The 15,600-nt window shown below is 43.9% G+C and carries 10 protein-coding genes, 1 other RNA gene and 1 pseudogene; 4 read left to right on the forward strand and 8 right to left on the reverse strand.

Annotated elements, in window-relative coordinates:
• Positions 1-808, forward strand: an 808-nt coding sequence (locus tag B3F51_RS09265; protein ID WP_286946725.1) for a DegV family protein, incomplete at its 5' end; no start/stop codon positions are given.
• A 158-nt stretch (positions 809-966) separates the two neighbouring features.
• Here B3F51_RS09265 and B3F51_RS09270 read toward each other — a convergent pair.
• Both B3F51_RS09270 and B3F51_RS09275 read right to left on the reverse strand, forming a co-directional pair.
• On the reverse strand, positions 967-2,394 hold the full coding sequence (locus B3F51_RS09270; RefSeq protein ID WP_148638279.1) for a 2-hydroxyacyl-CoA dehydratase family protein: 1,428 nt from the start codon (positions 2,392-2,394) through the stop codon (positions 967-969).
• Entirely contained in the window at positions 2,394-3,542 is a 1,149-nt protein-coding gene (locus B3F51_RS09275; RefSeq protein WP_148638280.1) for a 2-hydroxyacyl-CoA dehydratase subunit D, read from the reverse strand. The genes B3F51_RS09270 and B3F51_RS09275 overlap by 1 nt, the downstream gene beginning before the upstream one ends.
• A 272-nt stretch (positions 3,543-3,814) precedes the next feature.
• Here B3F51_RS09275 and B3F51_RS09280 point away from each other — a divergent pair, with 272 nt between their 5' ends.
• The 3 genes from B3F51_RS09280 (at position 3,815) to B3F51_RS09290 (ending at position 6,385) form a co-directional block, all read left to right on the forward strand.
• A complete protein-coding gene (locus B3F51_RS09280) occupies positions 3,815-4,672 on the forward strand; it encodes a transposase (RefSeq protein WP_148638281.1) in 858 nt (285 codons plus the stop codon).
• A complete protein-coding gene (locus tag B3F51_RS09285; RefSeq protein ID WP_187389313.1) occupies positions 4,602-5,477 on the forward strand; it encodes a transposase in 876 nt (291 codons plus the stop codon). The genes B3F51_RS09280 and B3F51_RS09285 overlap by 71 nt, the downstream gene beginning before the upstream one ends.
• A gap of 119 nt (positions 5,478-5,596) precedes the next feature.
• Positions 5,597-6,385, forward strand: a complete 789-nt coding sequence (locus B3F51_RS09290; protein WP_148638282.1) for a type I restriction-modification enzyme R subunit C-terminal domain-containing protein — start codon at positions 5,597-5,599, stop codon at positions 6,383-6,385.
• Positions 6,386-6,611: 226 nt separating this feature from the next.
• On the opposite strand, the pseudogene B3F51_RS09295 reads toward B3F51_RS09290, so the two are convergent.
• The 6 genes and pseudogenes from B3F51_RS09295 to miaB all read right to left on the reverse strand — a co-directional run bounded on the left by B3F51_RS09295 (position 6,612) and on the right by miaB (position 15,396).
• Positions 6,612-7,852, reverse strand: a pseudogene (locus B3F51_RS09295) (IS256 family transposase).
• A 459-nt stretch (positions 7,853-8,311) separates the two neighbouring features.
• Positions 8,312-8,710, reverse strand: a transfer-messenger RNA (tmRNA) gene (gene ssrA, locus B3F51_RS09300).
• 9 nt (positions 8,711-8,719) lie between these two features.
• The gene (gene smpB, locus B3F51_RS09305) at positions 8,720-9,178 is read right to left on the reverse strand and encodes an SsrA-binding protein SmpB (protein ID WP_148638283.1); all 459 of its coding nucleotides are present in this window, start codon (positions 9,176-9,178) and stop codon (positions 8,720-8,722) included.
• Positions 9,179-9,231: 53 nt separating this feature from the next.
• Positions 9,232-11,364 carry a ribonuclease R gene (gene rnr, locus B3F51_RS09310; RefSeq protein ID WP_070372028.1) on the reverse strand — a complete coding sequence of 711 codons (2,133 nt, stop codon included), beginning with the start codon at positions 11,362-11,364 and terminating at the stop codon, positions 9,232-9,234.
• Between the two features lie 14 nt (positions 11,365-11,378).
• Positions 11,379-14,024, reverse strand: coding sequence for a DNA mismatch repair protein MutS (gene mutS / locus B3F51_RS09315; RefSeq protein ID WP_070372029.1), 2,646 nt, complete (start codon positions 14,022-14,024; stop codon positions 11,379-11,381).
• On the reverse strand, positions 13,978-15,396 hold the full coding sequence (gene miaB, locus B3F51_RS09320) for a tRNA (N6-isopentenyl adenosine(37)-C2)-methylthiotransferase MiaB (protein WP_286946732.1): 1,419 nt from the start codon (positions 15,394-15,396) through the stop codon (positions 13,978-13,980). The genes mutS and miaB overlap by 47 nt, the downstream gene beginning before the upstream one ends.
• Positions 15,397-15,600: the final 204 nt, after the last annotated feature.

Here is a 15,600-nt window from a genome sequence, read left to right on the forward strand (position 1 = left end):
AAATTATACAGGAAGCTTTCGTTTTCAACTTAACGATAAAGACTATGAAGATATTCATGGACAGTACATAACCCATCAAAATTTTTACCATTCCCTTCGCTTAGGGGATTGGGCTACATCAACTCAAATCAATCCCTATCGCTTTGAAAAAGTCTTTTCAAAATATGTCACTCTCGGATATGCCATTATTTATATTGGTTTCTCATCTGGTTTAAGTGATACTTATAATAGTGCGCTTCTTGCTAAAAAAGCCATCCTTGAGAGGCATAAATCTGCAGATATTTCTGTTATTGATACAAAAGGAGCCACTTCTGGTCAAGGTTTACTTGTCCATTCAGCTTGCAATATGCTAAAACAAGGGCGGTCCAAAGAAGACATTGTTCATTGGATCGAAGAAACCAAATTAAACGTGAATATCTGGTTTACAGTTGATAGTTTGGAACATTTAAAAAAAGGTGGTAGAATATCCCCAACGAGCGCTGCGCTGGGATCGCTCATCGACGTAAAGCCGATCTTAATGGTGAATAGAAATGGCAAGCTAGTTGCCGTGAAAAAAGTTAGACGAAGAAAAAAAGCCATCAAAACATTGGCCGCCGAAATCAAAGAACGCATTATTGAACCCCACAATCAGGTCATCTTTATCAACCATGGCGATTGTGCAGAAGATGCTTACCTTTTGAAATCAATCATACACGAGCAAAATAATGTTAAAGATGTAATCGTTAATTTCATTGGACCAGTAATCGGAGCTCATTCAGGACCCGGTACTTTGAGCGCTGCTTTTATTGGACAACCTCGTGAGATGTAAACCTCAAAAATTTAACTTCTAATTTGATCTTGTTTCAGATCAAAAATGCTCCCAAACGACTCTATAGTGATATCGTTTGGGAGCAATATAACTGGAGGATTCGAGCGCAATCGATCTATCGTTACTAAATGGATTTCTACTATCTATTACACGATCATTTACTCTGCAAAGCCCATCATTTCCATTTCTTTGTTGAGTTTTAAAACTTCAGCAAACGATTCAACTCTAGTTTTCTGCTGTTCTGGACTGTAAAGTCGACTATCATAGAAATCCGCTTCCATGATCATAACCGGTTTATTGATTGTTTTTTCAATGTAATCTTTCCCCATCACCGCTCCTAGCGACCATGGACGGCAGTTGAATAGGTAGGATAAAATAGCACCGTCGCAGTTGTATTGCTTCATTGAATCTGCTTCATATTGGTACAAATTTCCTGCATTGGAAAGCCCCGGTCTTTTGAAAAAGAATTCAGTGGCTTGTATTTCAGGTGTTGGGTTTTCAATAATCGGTGGCATTAATTCATATTTCGTGAATGCATCCATAAAAATATGTGTCACATGAAGACCCGCTTCTTCAATTATTTTTAAATTTTTAACATCACAGATGGTTCTCATTCCAAGATAAATTTTTGGTGAATTTTCTGGAAGAATTCCCTCGCCTTTTTCGACACGTTCTGTCGCCGCCTTAATGACCTTTTCGACTGCTCCCAACACTTTTTCTTCATGTTTAAGATCCGCAGCAACAAACATACTCCAATAGACGAGGGAGATATCAGCATGAGAAAAAATCTGGCGACTTGCTTTTGCATTCATATCAAGAAGATTAACAGTTGCATTGGCCAGAGTTCCAAAATACTGCCAACCTTTGTTAGTGTCTTCTGCATTAGCAACTAACCCAGTAAGCTCTTCGATGCGATTGAAGACGCGCTTGATTGAATTTGCATCATAATGAACTATTCGTTCATCCAAATTTTCTTCCCAAGTCCAGTCCATAACGCCTTCTAGGTATAATGGTTCAAATCCAAAAATTCTACTGAGCATTTCATCTGCTTCGGCTGCCTGATCACAAAACCAACCTGAGACAATAACCTGATCCGGAACCGGTAAAATCCCAAGCTCAAATAAACCTGCTTCAGCTTGATATTGTGCGCAATGGGCACGACCAGCAGCCTGTCCAACCAATTCACCTACTTCAAGTACCCGAGTATACTTGTCAAAAATGTTGCCTAGAACATTGATCGAATTTAACGTCGATGCGAAAATATAAATATCTGCATTTGTCCGTTTTTGAGCATAGTTCAAACCAAGTGTTACCGATGGTAGAATTGGATAATTAACCGCAATTACATATTTATGATCGAGTCGTGCATGGATTGAATCAATAAAATCTTCCACTAAAACTCCCACTAGAGTTGGAACTCCAGGAATCGAAAAATCGAAATTACTTGTGACATGTTCCACCGCATGATCAATATCCGCTTCAGACGCTGCATCAATTTTTTCTAACATTAATTCAATTCGAGAACGGTTACTTTCAATTTTTTCAACAGTCCATTCCATCAATTTAAATAATTTATCATAATACATTACTGTCTACCTCCTATGACGATTTCGCAAAGTGTTTCAACTCTTGTTTTTATATTACCTTTTTCAGAGGCATCATAATCTGTTTCGATTTTAACCATCGGCACCCCTGTTTTTTCCTGAATAATTTTATCAAAGTAGAAACCCTGCATATCATAAGATTCGCGATAAAGCATTTCATACCAGATGACGCCATCACAATTGTAGTTTTTGATATCATCGATCAGATAGTCAACCCGATGTGCTGATGGGCGGAACCATGCACCTTCTCTGCGTTTTGTGAAGTAAGCATCGGTGAGATCGGCATACAAGTCGCCGCTATTATACTCAACATTATTTAGAATATTTCTGACTCCGCCAGCAAAGTCTTCGCATACAATCTCCGCACCGACCTGATCGACAATTTCATAAAGACCATAATCGCCAAAAGCTAATGTGCTTCCTGTGAGATAAAGTCTAATTTTATCCGATTTTTCAACAGTCATCGTTTTAAGTTCTGCATAGATTTCGTTTAGACATTCAATTAAAAAATCCGGATCGGCTTGCATCGAATAATGCTGCAGCTTCATAAATTCAAAACCTGTGATCGGAGGGTTTTCAGCTTTTCGCAATTCGCTGATATTTTTCAAAAGTGACCGGATGGTGTTCTGTTTATTAATTTCCGCCTTGAGCTTTTCATCAGTAATTTGATTTCCGGTAAATTTTTCCAGCTTTGCTTTTACCCGCTTTAATGACTCCTGATAATAGTCAATCGCATCGGGTAATTTATTATGAGGTACCCCATAATACATGGTCTCAGTATCTGACCAATAACTGAACATATCACCAATACTTTTAACATTGCAATCAGTGGTGGGAATTAGGATTAATTCAGGCAGATCGTACCAGATATCGCCAGTCATTTTATAAGCAATCTGAGTTCTGCACCAGGTACATGTAAAACGAGTAATATAACGTAGACTTTCAGCAACCATCTCATAGCTGCCGCCCTTTCCCAGCGCCACTGGTATCGCTCCTGCTGCGTACGCTAGTTCTTCCGGAAAATAGCCTTCCGGAATATAACCCACAATTTTTGCTCCGTCTTTTTTCATTTTCACCAATTCTGCTGGCCGACGTTTCGCATGGTTTTCCAGCTTTGTGTAAATACCCATAATATCCTCCTTGTAAAAATTTATTAACACATGATGATCGCTGTTTACAATAGTTCCTCTATCTCAATAATCTGTTTTGAAAACCTTGACCTACACCACCACCTTAATTTGTAAATTTTAAATTTTTCATTATATAAATCTTAAACCTAACTTCGCATTGTGTGTATATTCCGACAGTGAAAGGTTCTTCCGTAAAAACCCGTAAATTAAGCTATATATTAAACCTGAAGTGATATAATAAAAGTATCAAATAGATAGAAAGGGTGGTAAAAATGGATTCACCAAATACTCTGATTTTGGATCATTACTTCCCATCCGATATTTTAAAGATCACGGAAATAATTGAAACTGATAACATCATTATCCATATGAAATCTCTTTCCAAAACCTGTATCTGTCCCAGGTGTCACCAGACACTTAAGCATTATCACGGTACCTATACAAGAAACGTTCAGGATCTTCCCATACTGGGAAAAAATGTTCAGCTCCGAATTAAAGCCCATGAGTACATTTGTGACAATGAAGCGTGTCCGGTCAGAACCGTTGCTGAAACATTCAATGGCTTTCTTAATGCAAACCGAAGAATGACTCAGCGCTGTGAAGATTTCATCTGTATGCTGGCAATGGAAACCAGTTGTGAGGGGTGCGCACGGATCTGTCAGGCAATGAATCTGCATATCAGTGGTGACAGTGTGATCCGCTTTCTGACAGAACATTATGAGGCTCAGCCAGCTCCGGTTTGTGGTGAAACAATCGGTGTTGATGATTTCGCCTTTAAAAAAAGAAGCCGATACGGAACGGTGATTGTTGATGAAGCCACACACAAACCGGTTGCTGTTCTTAATGGTCGTGACAGCAACACGCTGAAGGCCTGGTTGCAGCAGAACAGACAGGTCAGACGTGTCACTCGAGACCGGGCCGGAGCCTATGCTTCTGCCATTGGGGAAATCCTTCCTGATGCCATGCAGATTGCCGACCGGTTTCATCTTCATCAGAATTTACTGGAGGCCGTTCAGAATGCACTCAAATCAGTTGTTCCGGCTGATATAAAAATAGCAGTTGATCAGGAACCGTCTGATCGACAGAAACCGGAAGAAAAAACTGGAAAAGAAGGTTTTAAAAAAAAATAGTGTCCCGTTAAACACGGTCAGTTATGATGAAAACCGGATCCATCGCTACAATGCAGTTAAAGAATATATTGAGGCCGGATTCACCATCAGTCAAACGGCAAAAATCCTGCATTGCAGCCGCAAGACCGTACGAAATAATATTAATGGCGATTTTGATGCATTATGTCGCCGGGAACTGCGCAGTTGTGTGGATCGCTATTACGATTATATAATGAAAGCGTTGACCTCCGGGATGATCCGGAAAGACATCTATCGCGAAATTAGAAAGCAGGGCTATCCCGGACAAGTGTCCACCGCATATGACTATATGAACAAACTGATTGCGATGCATGGAATCGAAATCGCAGTTAACCGAAGCTCTTCGGTTGAAGCGATCACTCGGAGAAAGCAACTGAACAAATTTGACCATATAACCCGGCAAAGCATCTTCCGGTATCTCTGGATGAATGATGTCGTTGTATCCGGATATCGTGACTATCTGATGAAGACATATCCGATTATCGGTGAGCTTTATAAATGCATCAAAGAATTCCGCCAGATCTTTAAAGAAAAAAGTCTGCCCCAACTTTATTTGTTTATCGATAGGTACAAAACCTCTGAGATCAAACAGCTGGCAGTTTTTGCAACCGGACTGGAAAAAGATCTCGAAGCAGTAGAAAATGCTGTTGTAAGCGATTTGTCAAACGGATTTGTAGAAGGGGTCAACAACAAACTTAAAATGATAAAACGAACCATGTATGGTCGATGTGGTCAAAAATTACTGACGGCTAAATTGATGTACGATCCACATTCAAAGTCTGGATAACGGGTTTTTGCGGAAGAACCTGCATTGGTGCAATTGAAGCCGGTAATATCATATCCCACTTGGCGGGACTAGTTCCTGCTCATGATGATGATGAGTCCGCACGTCGGCTTGATGCACTAATGTACAAATTATCTATTGCTCATGTAACTGGTGATGATAACACTCAGCGTTCTATCATTAATCGAGTTAAAACAATTGCTTGTACCCTAGAGCCAAAGGCAACAATCCCTCAAGTACTGGAGCGCCGAGAGATAATAAATCAAGTGCAGCAGGATTGCTTTTGGGCGTCAGCTACACTTCTTGACATTGAAGAAGTACGCCAGCAATTACGTGATCTGATGCAATACCTGAAGAAAGAAATGCGCGCAAAAGTAATCAATGTAACTGATAGCGTCTTGCTAGAAAAAGAAGGAGAACGCTTTGCTGATGACCCTGCCATGGAAGGTTACTATCAAAGAGCTGAGCGGTACGTTAAGGATAATGAAAATAAACCTGCCATTCATAAATTAAAGAATAATGAAATGTTGAGTGATGCTGACTGGGATGAGCTTGAAAAAATATTCTGGCATGAGGTCGGTACAGAGAAAGAATATGAAGCAGCAGCTAACGGTGTTTCGTTGGGGCGTTTTATTCGTGGAATCACCGGGCTGTCACAAGATGCAGCTTTAGGGGCTTTCTCAGGTTTTCTAGATGGTACATTATTTACAGAACCACAAATTACATTCGTCCACTATATCGTAGACTGGATTACCCGGTGGGGTACACTGACCCCGGAAGATATGAAAGATGATGAATTTGCTGGCGGCGCAGACATCTTCGAAATTTTTAATGACAACCTAGATGCCTTCCAACGAATTAGGTCAACTATTGAAAGTATAAATTCGAATGCTATACGGGCGGCAGCATAGACAATATAAGCTTCAGCCAGACAAAAGTCTTAGCATGTGTTATACTTGTATTAGCTGTATAAGGAGTGAGTGTATGAAGAAAAGTCTGTAAATTGAAATCTTCTATGAAAAAAAATGAAATGGGGTAAAATATTTCAGAAAAATATGATTGTATTTTTAAGAATGTTATACCCCATAAAAATAAGCATGTCAAGAACAGGTGGTAAATCACCTGTTTTTTTAAGAGCTATTCTGAAAGACGACCCTCATACATAATGCTGAGTTCGCCGTAAATTTTACCCCATTTCTGTATCGGCATCGACCATTTTTTTGTTGCCTCAAAAGTTGCCAGATAAAGGGCTTTCAAAAGCGCCTTATCGCTGGGAAAAACACTTCTCTGCCGATTGAGTTTTCGATACGTGGCATTCAGGCTCTCAATGGCATTGGTCGTATAAATCACTTTTCGGACATCGGCTGAAAATTTAAAAATTGGCGAAATGGCATCCCAGTTCTGCGACCAGCTGTTCATGCTGTTCGGGTATCTGTCAGACCATTTTTCAAAAACCTGGTCCAGGGCTTCCAGCGCCCGCTCCTCGGATGCAGCCTGGTAAATGGATTTCAGATCCGCTGCAAAATTTTTACGGTCTTTGTAGGAAACATATTTGAGAGTGTTGCGGATCTGATGAACAATGCATCTCTGATATTCAGTATTCGGAAAAGCCGCTGAAATAGCTTCCTTGATGCCGGTAAGTCCGTCAGCGCAAATAATCAGAATATCTTTTACGCCCCGGTTTTTCAGCTCATTAAAAACACTGAGCCAGTATTTTGAGCTTTCATTTTCACCGATGCGAATCGTCAGAACTTCCTTATATCCGTCCGTATTGATCCCGAGAATAACATAGGCTGCAATTTTTCGGATGATGCCATTATCCCTTACCGAGTAATGAATCGCATCAATATAAAGTACCGGATAAACTGCTGACAACGGCCGGTTCTGCCAGTCTTCAATTTCCGGCATGATTTTATCTGTAACATCGGAAATAACCCTTCTGAAGCCTCGAAACCATAGATATCCATCAGCGTTTCGGAAATCTGCCGGGTGGTCACTCCTTTGGCATACATTGAAATGATTTTCTGGTCAATATCTGATATGTCCTTCTGTTTTTTTTTCACAACCAGCGGTTCAAACGATGACTGTCGATCCTGCGGAACCCGGATTTTCATACTGCCATAACGGCTGTTGATCTGTTTGGCTTTATAGCCATTTCGGGAATCTTCGTTATCGGATCGTTCGGATTTTTCATAGCCAAGATGGGCATCCATTTCCGCTTCCATCATCTCTTTGATCGTGCCCCCCAGCAGATCTTTCAGTGCATCCTGAATATCACCAGCAGATTCAATATCATATTCCTCCAGAAGCTGCCGTATGATGTTTCGTTTTCCTTCCGTCATTTTAACTTCATGTACGGGATTTTTCTTTTTTGCCATAATAAAAGCCTCCTATGATTTTTTTAGTTTATCACAGAAGACTTCTTTTGTCTTATTTACAGAATAACTTTCACATTCTCTAAGGAGTTCCTAAAAACGTCTTGTTTAAAGCGAGGCGTTTTTTGCTATTTATTTGCAGCATAAATAGTTTGCATTAAAAATTCGTCTCCATAAATAACTGCACTCATTTCAACATTGATGCAAAAGTACTAGTTGATAAAACGGTTTCGAACAAAATGCACACCCCTGTCAAAAAATGCACCCTTTTGCACACCCCTACTCTGCAAAAAATCTTTTCTACACTTTGGTTCCTTATCTAAATCCTGACTACCAACCATTTTATTTATATCGAATTTATATCTACTCTTAAACCGCTTTGCAAAGCCATTTTCACCACAATACAAAAGGCCACCTCATCACAAGGTGGCCTTTAATGGTATTAATTATTACGTACGATTTTGGTGGAGGTGAGGGGAGTCGAACCCCTGTCCGAAAGTCCATTCACAGGAGCTTCTCCGAGTGCAGTCATTGTTTATTTTCTTATTCCCCTCTTTCTCCAATGACATAGAAAAAGTGGAACCAGCCTCTTGATCGTTAATGGTGCGAGACACTACCAAAAACGGTTCCCTGCTTCAATGAACGCCGAAACCCAAAACCACAGGTTGAGTTGGGAGGCGTGCAGCATTAATTATGCTGCGAAGTCTTAGTATTAAACTTTAGAGCGAATTACGCTGCTAAAGCTAACCCGTAACTTTTTTCTGTTTTTGCGTTTATATTTATGCGCCATTTTTAACGATGATTGGCAACATCGACTCGCTACTCAAGCTTCAAAACCCCCGTCGAAACCAGTACACCCCCAAATAATAACTAGCCATTATGCCGCATACTTTTTTGAATCCGCCGGTCGGAATCCCGCTCGGCAATGGCATGTCGCTTGTCATAAAGCTTCTTACCTTTAGCCAGGGCCAGTTCCATTTTAACCCGGCCATCCTTAAAGTACAGACTCAGTGGTACCAGAGTATAGCCTTCCCGTTGCTTCAGCCCGATCAGTTTTCGGATCTGCTGTTTGTGAAGCAAGAGCTTTCGGATGCGCAGCGGGTCTTTATTGTAAATATTCCCCTGCTCATAGGGATCGATATGCATCTGATAAACGAAAACCTCGCCGTTGTGGATATCGGCAAAACTTTCCTTCAGGCTGACTTTTCCGGCCCGGATCGATTTCACTTCCGTCCCTGATAAAACCAGGCCCACCTCATAGGTATCTTCGATGGTAAAATCATGACGTGCTTTTCTATTTTTGGCCACAATTTTAATAGTCTCACCCATACGCAACTCCTCTGTTTCTTCTCTAGCATCACATTATAACACGGATTCCTTAATTAATCCATAGGTACAAAATCAATTTGTTTGGAACTCACGTCAGCTTTTGCCACTTTTATTTTGATTTCCTGGCCCAATCTAAATATCTTTCCCCGATGTTCCCCAATATGCTGATGCAGATCCGGGTCATAGTTATAATAATCATCCTTTAAATCTGCCAGCCGCACCAGACCTTCGATGGTATTTTCCAGTTCAACAAAAAAGCCAAAGGAGGTAACCCCACTAATCCGCCCGGTAAATTCATCACCAAGATGGCGGGTCATGTACTCGGTCATCTTGAGCTTGGTGATTTCCCGTTCGATGTTCTCCGCCCGGCGCTCTGTTTCAGATGCGTGGCTGGCCACCGCATCAATATTTTTCTCCAGATAATCCAATGATTTTTTATTGATTTTTCCAGTCATCGCCTTGGCCAGATAGCGGTGGACAAAAAGATCCGGGTAGCGACGGATCGGTGAAGTAAAGTGGGTGTAAAAGCTTGCCCCGAGGGCATAGTGACCCAGATTACGGCCTTCATAAACGGCCTGTTGCATGGTCCTTAGCATCAGCAGGGTAATCACCCGTTCTTCATTTTTACCTTCAATATCTACTACCAACTGCTGAAAGTCGTGACCGGAAGGTACCTGATCGTCGTTTTTCCCCAGCTTAAAGCCGTAGCGATTGATAAAGGTGCGAAAGGCGACCAGCTTTTCAGGGTGAGGTTCGGGATGGTTCCTAAAAATAAACGGTGCATCCAGTTTGGAGACGTGCTCGGCGATGGTTTCATTGCAGACCAGCATAAACTCTTCAATGATGCGGTGAGAAATCAACCGCTCATCAATGATCACTTCTTCAGGAAACCCATGATTATCCAGTAATATCTTGGCTTCAGGGAAATCAAAATTAATTGCCCCCCGGTTTAAGCGGCGCTTGACCCGCAGAATTTCATGCAGCTCCTCCATTAACACCAGTTCACTGCGAAAGGGTTTTAGCTCAGCGGCTTCATCGATCCGGTCGGCCAGCAGCGCATTAACCTTTTTATAGGTCATCCGTGCCTTGGAACAGATCACCGATTTAAAAATATCATAGCGCACTACCTGGCCATCTTTATTGATTTCCATTTCACAACTGAAAGTCAGTCGGTCCTTGTTGGGCACCAGACTGCAGACATCATTGGAAAGCTTAAACGGCAACATCGGCACTACCCGATCGACCACATAGACGCTGGTGCCCCGTTCCAGGGCGGACTCATCAATGGCACTGCCCGGCCGGACATAGTGGCTGACATCAGCAATGTGCACCCCCAGCAAAAAATTACCATCTTTTGTTTGGGTTAGCGAAACGGCATCATCAAAGTCCTTGGCATCATCTCCATCGATGGTAAAAATCTGCTGGTCCCGCAGATCCCGCCGTTTTTCCAGTTCACTCTCCGATATCCGGTCGCTTAACTGATTGGTTTCCCGCTCCACGTCATTGGAGAAATCCATCGGGATGTCATATTCTTTAATGACTGAGAGGATATCAATCCCCGGTTCGCTTTCATTACCAAGAATTTCCAGGATCTCGCCTTCGGGATTTTTACCAGTCTCCGACCAGGAGACGATCTGGGTGACCACCTTATCGCCGGTTACAGCTTTTCGACCCCGCCGTTCGGGAATAAAAATATCCTTACAAAGGCGATCATTATCCGGTACCACAAAACCAAAGCCCTTGCCTTTTTGATAACGGCCAATAATTTTCTGATGTCCTCGGGCAATGATTTCGACCACTTCTCCTTCTGGTCGTTTATCTCCCGGTTTAGACGTTAGGCGCACCCAGACAGTATCCATGTCCAGAGCGCCATGGAGGGCCTTCTCGGGAATAAAAACATCTTCCGAGAAAATCGAGTAATCCGGAATAACAAAACCAAAACCCCGCTGGTTGCCCCGCAGCACCCCAACGATTTTAGGAGCACCATTGCCCTTTTTGTAAGTGCCGTTGCCGTCTTTCTCGACCTTACATTTGACTTCCAGTTCTTTTAACACATGGGACAGCATCTGGCGATCCTTCTTTTTAGACAAACCGATAAAATCCGATAATTGATCGAACGTCATATTTCGATATTTTTTATCATTCATCAAACGCTTGACAATGCGTTTTAATTCTTTGGTTTTCATCTTTACTCCGATCACTATAGTTTTTTTCGTAATTGGTCGATCACAATCATGACTTCCAGGGGGCTCATTTTTTCAATTTGCATTTCCCGAATGGTTTCGAGTGCTTCTGCTTCGGCATCGGTCATCGTCTGAGCAACATCAAAGAAATTCAACTGGTTGCCGCTGTCACCGTATAGAACCGTCGGTTCGGCCACCAGCAGCTCCTGGCGGTAGGTATCTTCGCCCGATTCCAGATGGCCAAGAATTTCCTGAGCCCGCCGGGTGACTCCGGCCGGAAAACCGGCCAGCTTGGCGACTTCAATGCCATAACTCTGATCAGCTGGACCGGGAATGATTTTTCTTAAAAAGATCACTCCATCGGGGGTATCCTTAAGCCGGATAGAAAAATTCTTAATCCCCGGTTTTAAGGTCTCCAGTTCAGTCAGTTCATGATAATGGGTGGCAAACAGAGTTTTGGCCCCGATGCTGTCCGGATTGTGGAGATATTCCACCACCGCCCAGGCAATGCTGATGCCGTCAAAAGTAGAGGTGCCCCGACCGATTTCATCAAGAATTACCAGACTGCGGGCGCTGGCATTTTTTAAGATATTGGCCACCTCGGTCATTTCCACCATAAAGGTACTCTGACCACTGGCCAGATCGTCACTGGCTCCGACCCGGGTAAAAATCCGGTCGACGACGCCGATGCTGGCCGCATCGGCAGGAACAAAGGAACCAATCTGAGCCATCAGGGTAATAATCGCCACCTGGCGGATAAAGGTCGATTTCCCGGCCATATTTGGTCCGGTAATAATCAGCATCCGCTGATCATCCTGATTGAGTAGACAATCGTTACCAATAAAATGGTTGGTTCCAATCATATCCTCCACCACCGGATGGCGACCGTTTTTGATCAGTATCGTACTGTCTTCCCGAATCTCCGGACAGACAAAACGGTTTTGAAGCGCCACTGCCGCCAACGCATAGATGGCATCGAGTTCCGCCACTTCCCGGGCTTTTTGCTGAATCCGGGGGATTTCTTTGAGCAGACCATCACGGATTTCCTGAAACACCTGGGTTTCGCAGCGTAGCAACCCTTCCTGGGCTCCGAGAATCCGACTTTCCATTTCTTTTAGCTCCGGCGTAAAATAGCGCTCGGCATTGGCCAAGGTCTGTTTACGAATATAGTCCTCCGGTACCTGGTCAAAATTGCTTTTGGTCACCTCAATAAAATAGCCAAAGACCCGATTATATTTCACCTTCAGATTTTTTATCCCGGTGCGCTCCCGCTCCTGGCATTCCAGATCGCAAATCCAGTCCTGACCCTTCTCAGCAGCTTCCCGAAACGCATCGATTTCTGGATGGAAGCCGGTTTTAATCACGTGTCCGTCTTTTAGAACCAGTGGGGCCTGATCATCGATCGCCTGCTCAATTTGTTCCCATATATCAGTAAGCAGCTCATCCGGATCAAACAGTGCAGTAAGTGGTTCTGCGTCCAGCTGCACCACAAAATCCCGGATTAATGGCAGCGCCCCCAGTGATTGTTTGAGGGCCAGCAGATCCCGGGGATTGACGGTGCCAAAAGCCAGCTTGCCACAGAGCCGTTCCAGATCATAAACCCTAGTCATAATCGTTTTAAACGATGGTAGATCGGCGGCATGATTAAAAAAAGCTGCCACCCCACCCTGACGCTTAAGAATCGCATCACGATTTAAAAGCGGCGCCTCGACCCAGCGGCGCAGGGTGCGTCCGCCCATGGCGGTAACAGTCTTATCCAGAACCCCAAGCAGACTGCCTTTTTTTTCCAAGGTTCTAAGGGTCTGGGTCAGCTCCAGATTGCGCCGGGTCGACAAATCCAGCACCATATAGTCCCTACTGTTATAATAGCGGATCGTTTTAATATGGGTCAGGGCCCGTTTCTGAGTTTCATCGAGATAAAGTAGCAGTGCCCCGGCGGCAGCAATGGCATGATCCCGGCGCTCCAGATCAAGCGCCCCCAGAGCAAAAACCTGAAACTGTTCAGTAATCCGCTGGCTGCCGTTTTTGACCGAGAAGTATTTTTCCGGATAAAGACTGGCCAGTATTCCAAAACGGTTTTCGATCAGGGTCAATGCCTGACCGTCTTTAAACAGTGCCCCATTAAGAATCACCTCAGCCGGTAATAACCGCCCGATTTCATCGGACAGCTGGGACAGCCACTGATCGCGACTTCTGGCTTCGATCTGGGTGACGTAAAAATCCCCGGTTGAAACATCCAGACTGGCTATCCCGAGGCTATTGTTTTCCAGAAACAGGGCCATCAGATAATTGTTTTTCTTGGATTCCAGCAATTTTCCTTCAGAGATGGTACCCGGTGAAATCACCCGAATAATTTCCCGACGGACAATCCCCTTGGCTTCTTTGGGGTCTTCAACCTGTTCGCAGATGGCTACCTTATAACCTTTTTCGACCAGCCGGGTAATATAGTTCTGGGCCGCATGATGGGGCACCCCACACATCGGCGCCCGTTCTTCCAGCCCGCAATCCCGGCCAGTCAGGGCAATTTCCAGCTCCCGGGAAGCAGTCAGGGCATCATCGAAAAACATCTCATAGAAGTCACCAAGCCGAAAGAAAAGCAGGGCCTCCGGTACCTCCTCATGAATTTGCAGGTATTGGGTCATCATTGGAGTGAGCTGCGCCATCGGTGTCCTCCTGTGGAATTTTTTCACCATCCAGACTAAAGGTTTTGGCCTGGGTAATCTTAACCATCAGCTGTTTGCCAATATCGCCGGGTTCACCGGGAAAATTGACCACCTTCCCGGTTCGGGTCCGGCCAGTCAGCCGTTCGGGGTTGTTGCGGCTGGTTTCTTCCACCAGCACTTCCACCACCTGATTTTGATAAGTCTGATTGATGTCGTGGCTGATCCGATGGAGCACTTCCAGGCAGCGGTTGATCCGTTCATGCTTAACCGAGTCGGGAATCTGATCGGCCATGGTTGCTGCCGGAGTGCCAGTGCGGATCGAATATAAAAAGGTAAAGGCTGAGTCAAAGTGACACAACTCAATCACTTTGAGGGTCTCTAAAAAATCTTCTTCCGTTTCGCCGGGAAAGCCAACAATCAGATCGGTGGTGATGGCCACCCCGGGAATTTTTCTGCGGATCGCGTCAACCCGATTGAGAATATCATCCTGCGTGTATTTGCGGTTCATCACTTTTAAGACCCGGCTGCTGCCGGATTGGATCGGCAGATGGATATAATTACAAACCTTGTCACACTCGGCGATGGCATCAATCACCGCATCGGTGAGATCTTTTGGGTGGGAGGTCATAAACCGGATCCGTTTGAGGTTTTCAATGGTATTAAGCTGTCGCAATAAATTGGCAAAATTAACCTCATCCCCCAGATCATTGCCGTAAGAATTAACGTTTTGGCCCAGCAGTGTCACCTCCACACAACCATCGGCCACCAGGGCGGCGACCTCGGAAAAAATACGCTCCGGCTGGCGGCTGACTTCCCGGCCCCGGGTATAGGGCACAATGCAGTAGGTGCAGAAATTGTTGCAGCCATTCATAATTGTCACAAAGCCCTTAAAGGGATATTTGCGGTCCACCGGCAGATCTTCAATGATCGCATCGGAATCTTCCCAGACCTCCACCAGCCGCTTGCCATTGACCATGTAGTTGTTAAGCATCTGCGGCAACTGATGAAAATTATGGGTCCCAAAAACCAGATCAACCTGGGGATATTTGGTGACAATCTGATTGACGATTTCGGGCTGCTGCATCATGCAGCCGCAGACCGCCAGAATTAAATCAGGATTATTTTTCTTAACCGTCTTATAGGCGCCAATATTGCCAAAGACCCGCTCGTCGGCGTTTTCCCGAACCGAGCAGGTGTTAAGAATGACCAGACCGGCCTTGTTGACATCCATTTCTTCGACGTAACCCAGGGCTTTTAACATTCCCGAAATTTTTTCGGAGTCATTTTCATTCATCTGACATCCGAAGGTAAAAATACGAAAACTGCGGGACGCATTGTTTAAGATTCGTTGTGCAGGTTTTTTCTTGCTCATGCTATTTTGTTTCTCCTAAGATCTGAATAAATTAGGCAATTGCGAAACTGCCGTGAGCTTTGCGCCCAGTTTCGCACGAAACAATTTTTACACTGTACGGCGGACAGTTCTCTGAACTGTTCGCCTACACGTTACAAAATTGTTTGTGGAAACTGCACCCAAAGCAACCATTGTTCAGTGCTTTTTATTTCTCAATTACCTATC

The sequence above is a fragment of the Acetobacterium sp. UBA5834 genome (assembly GCF_002435675.1).
GTDB classification, from domain to species: domain Bacteria; phylum Bacillota; class Clostridia; order Eubacteriales; family Eubacteriaceae; genus Acetobacterium; species Acetobacterium wieringae.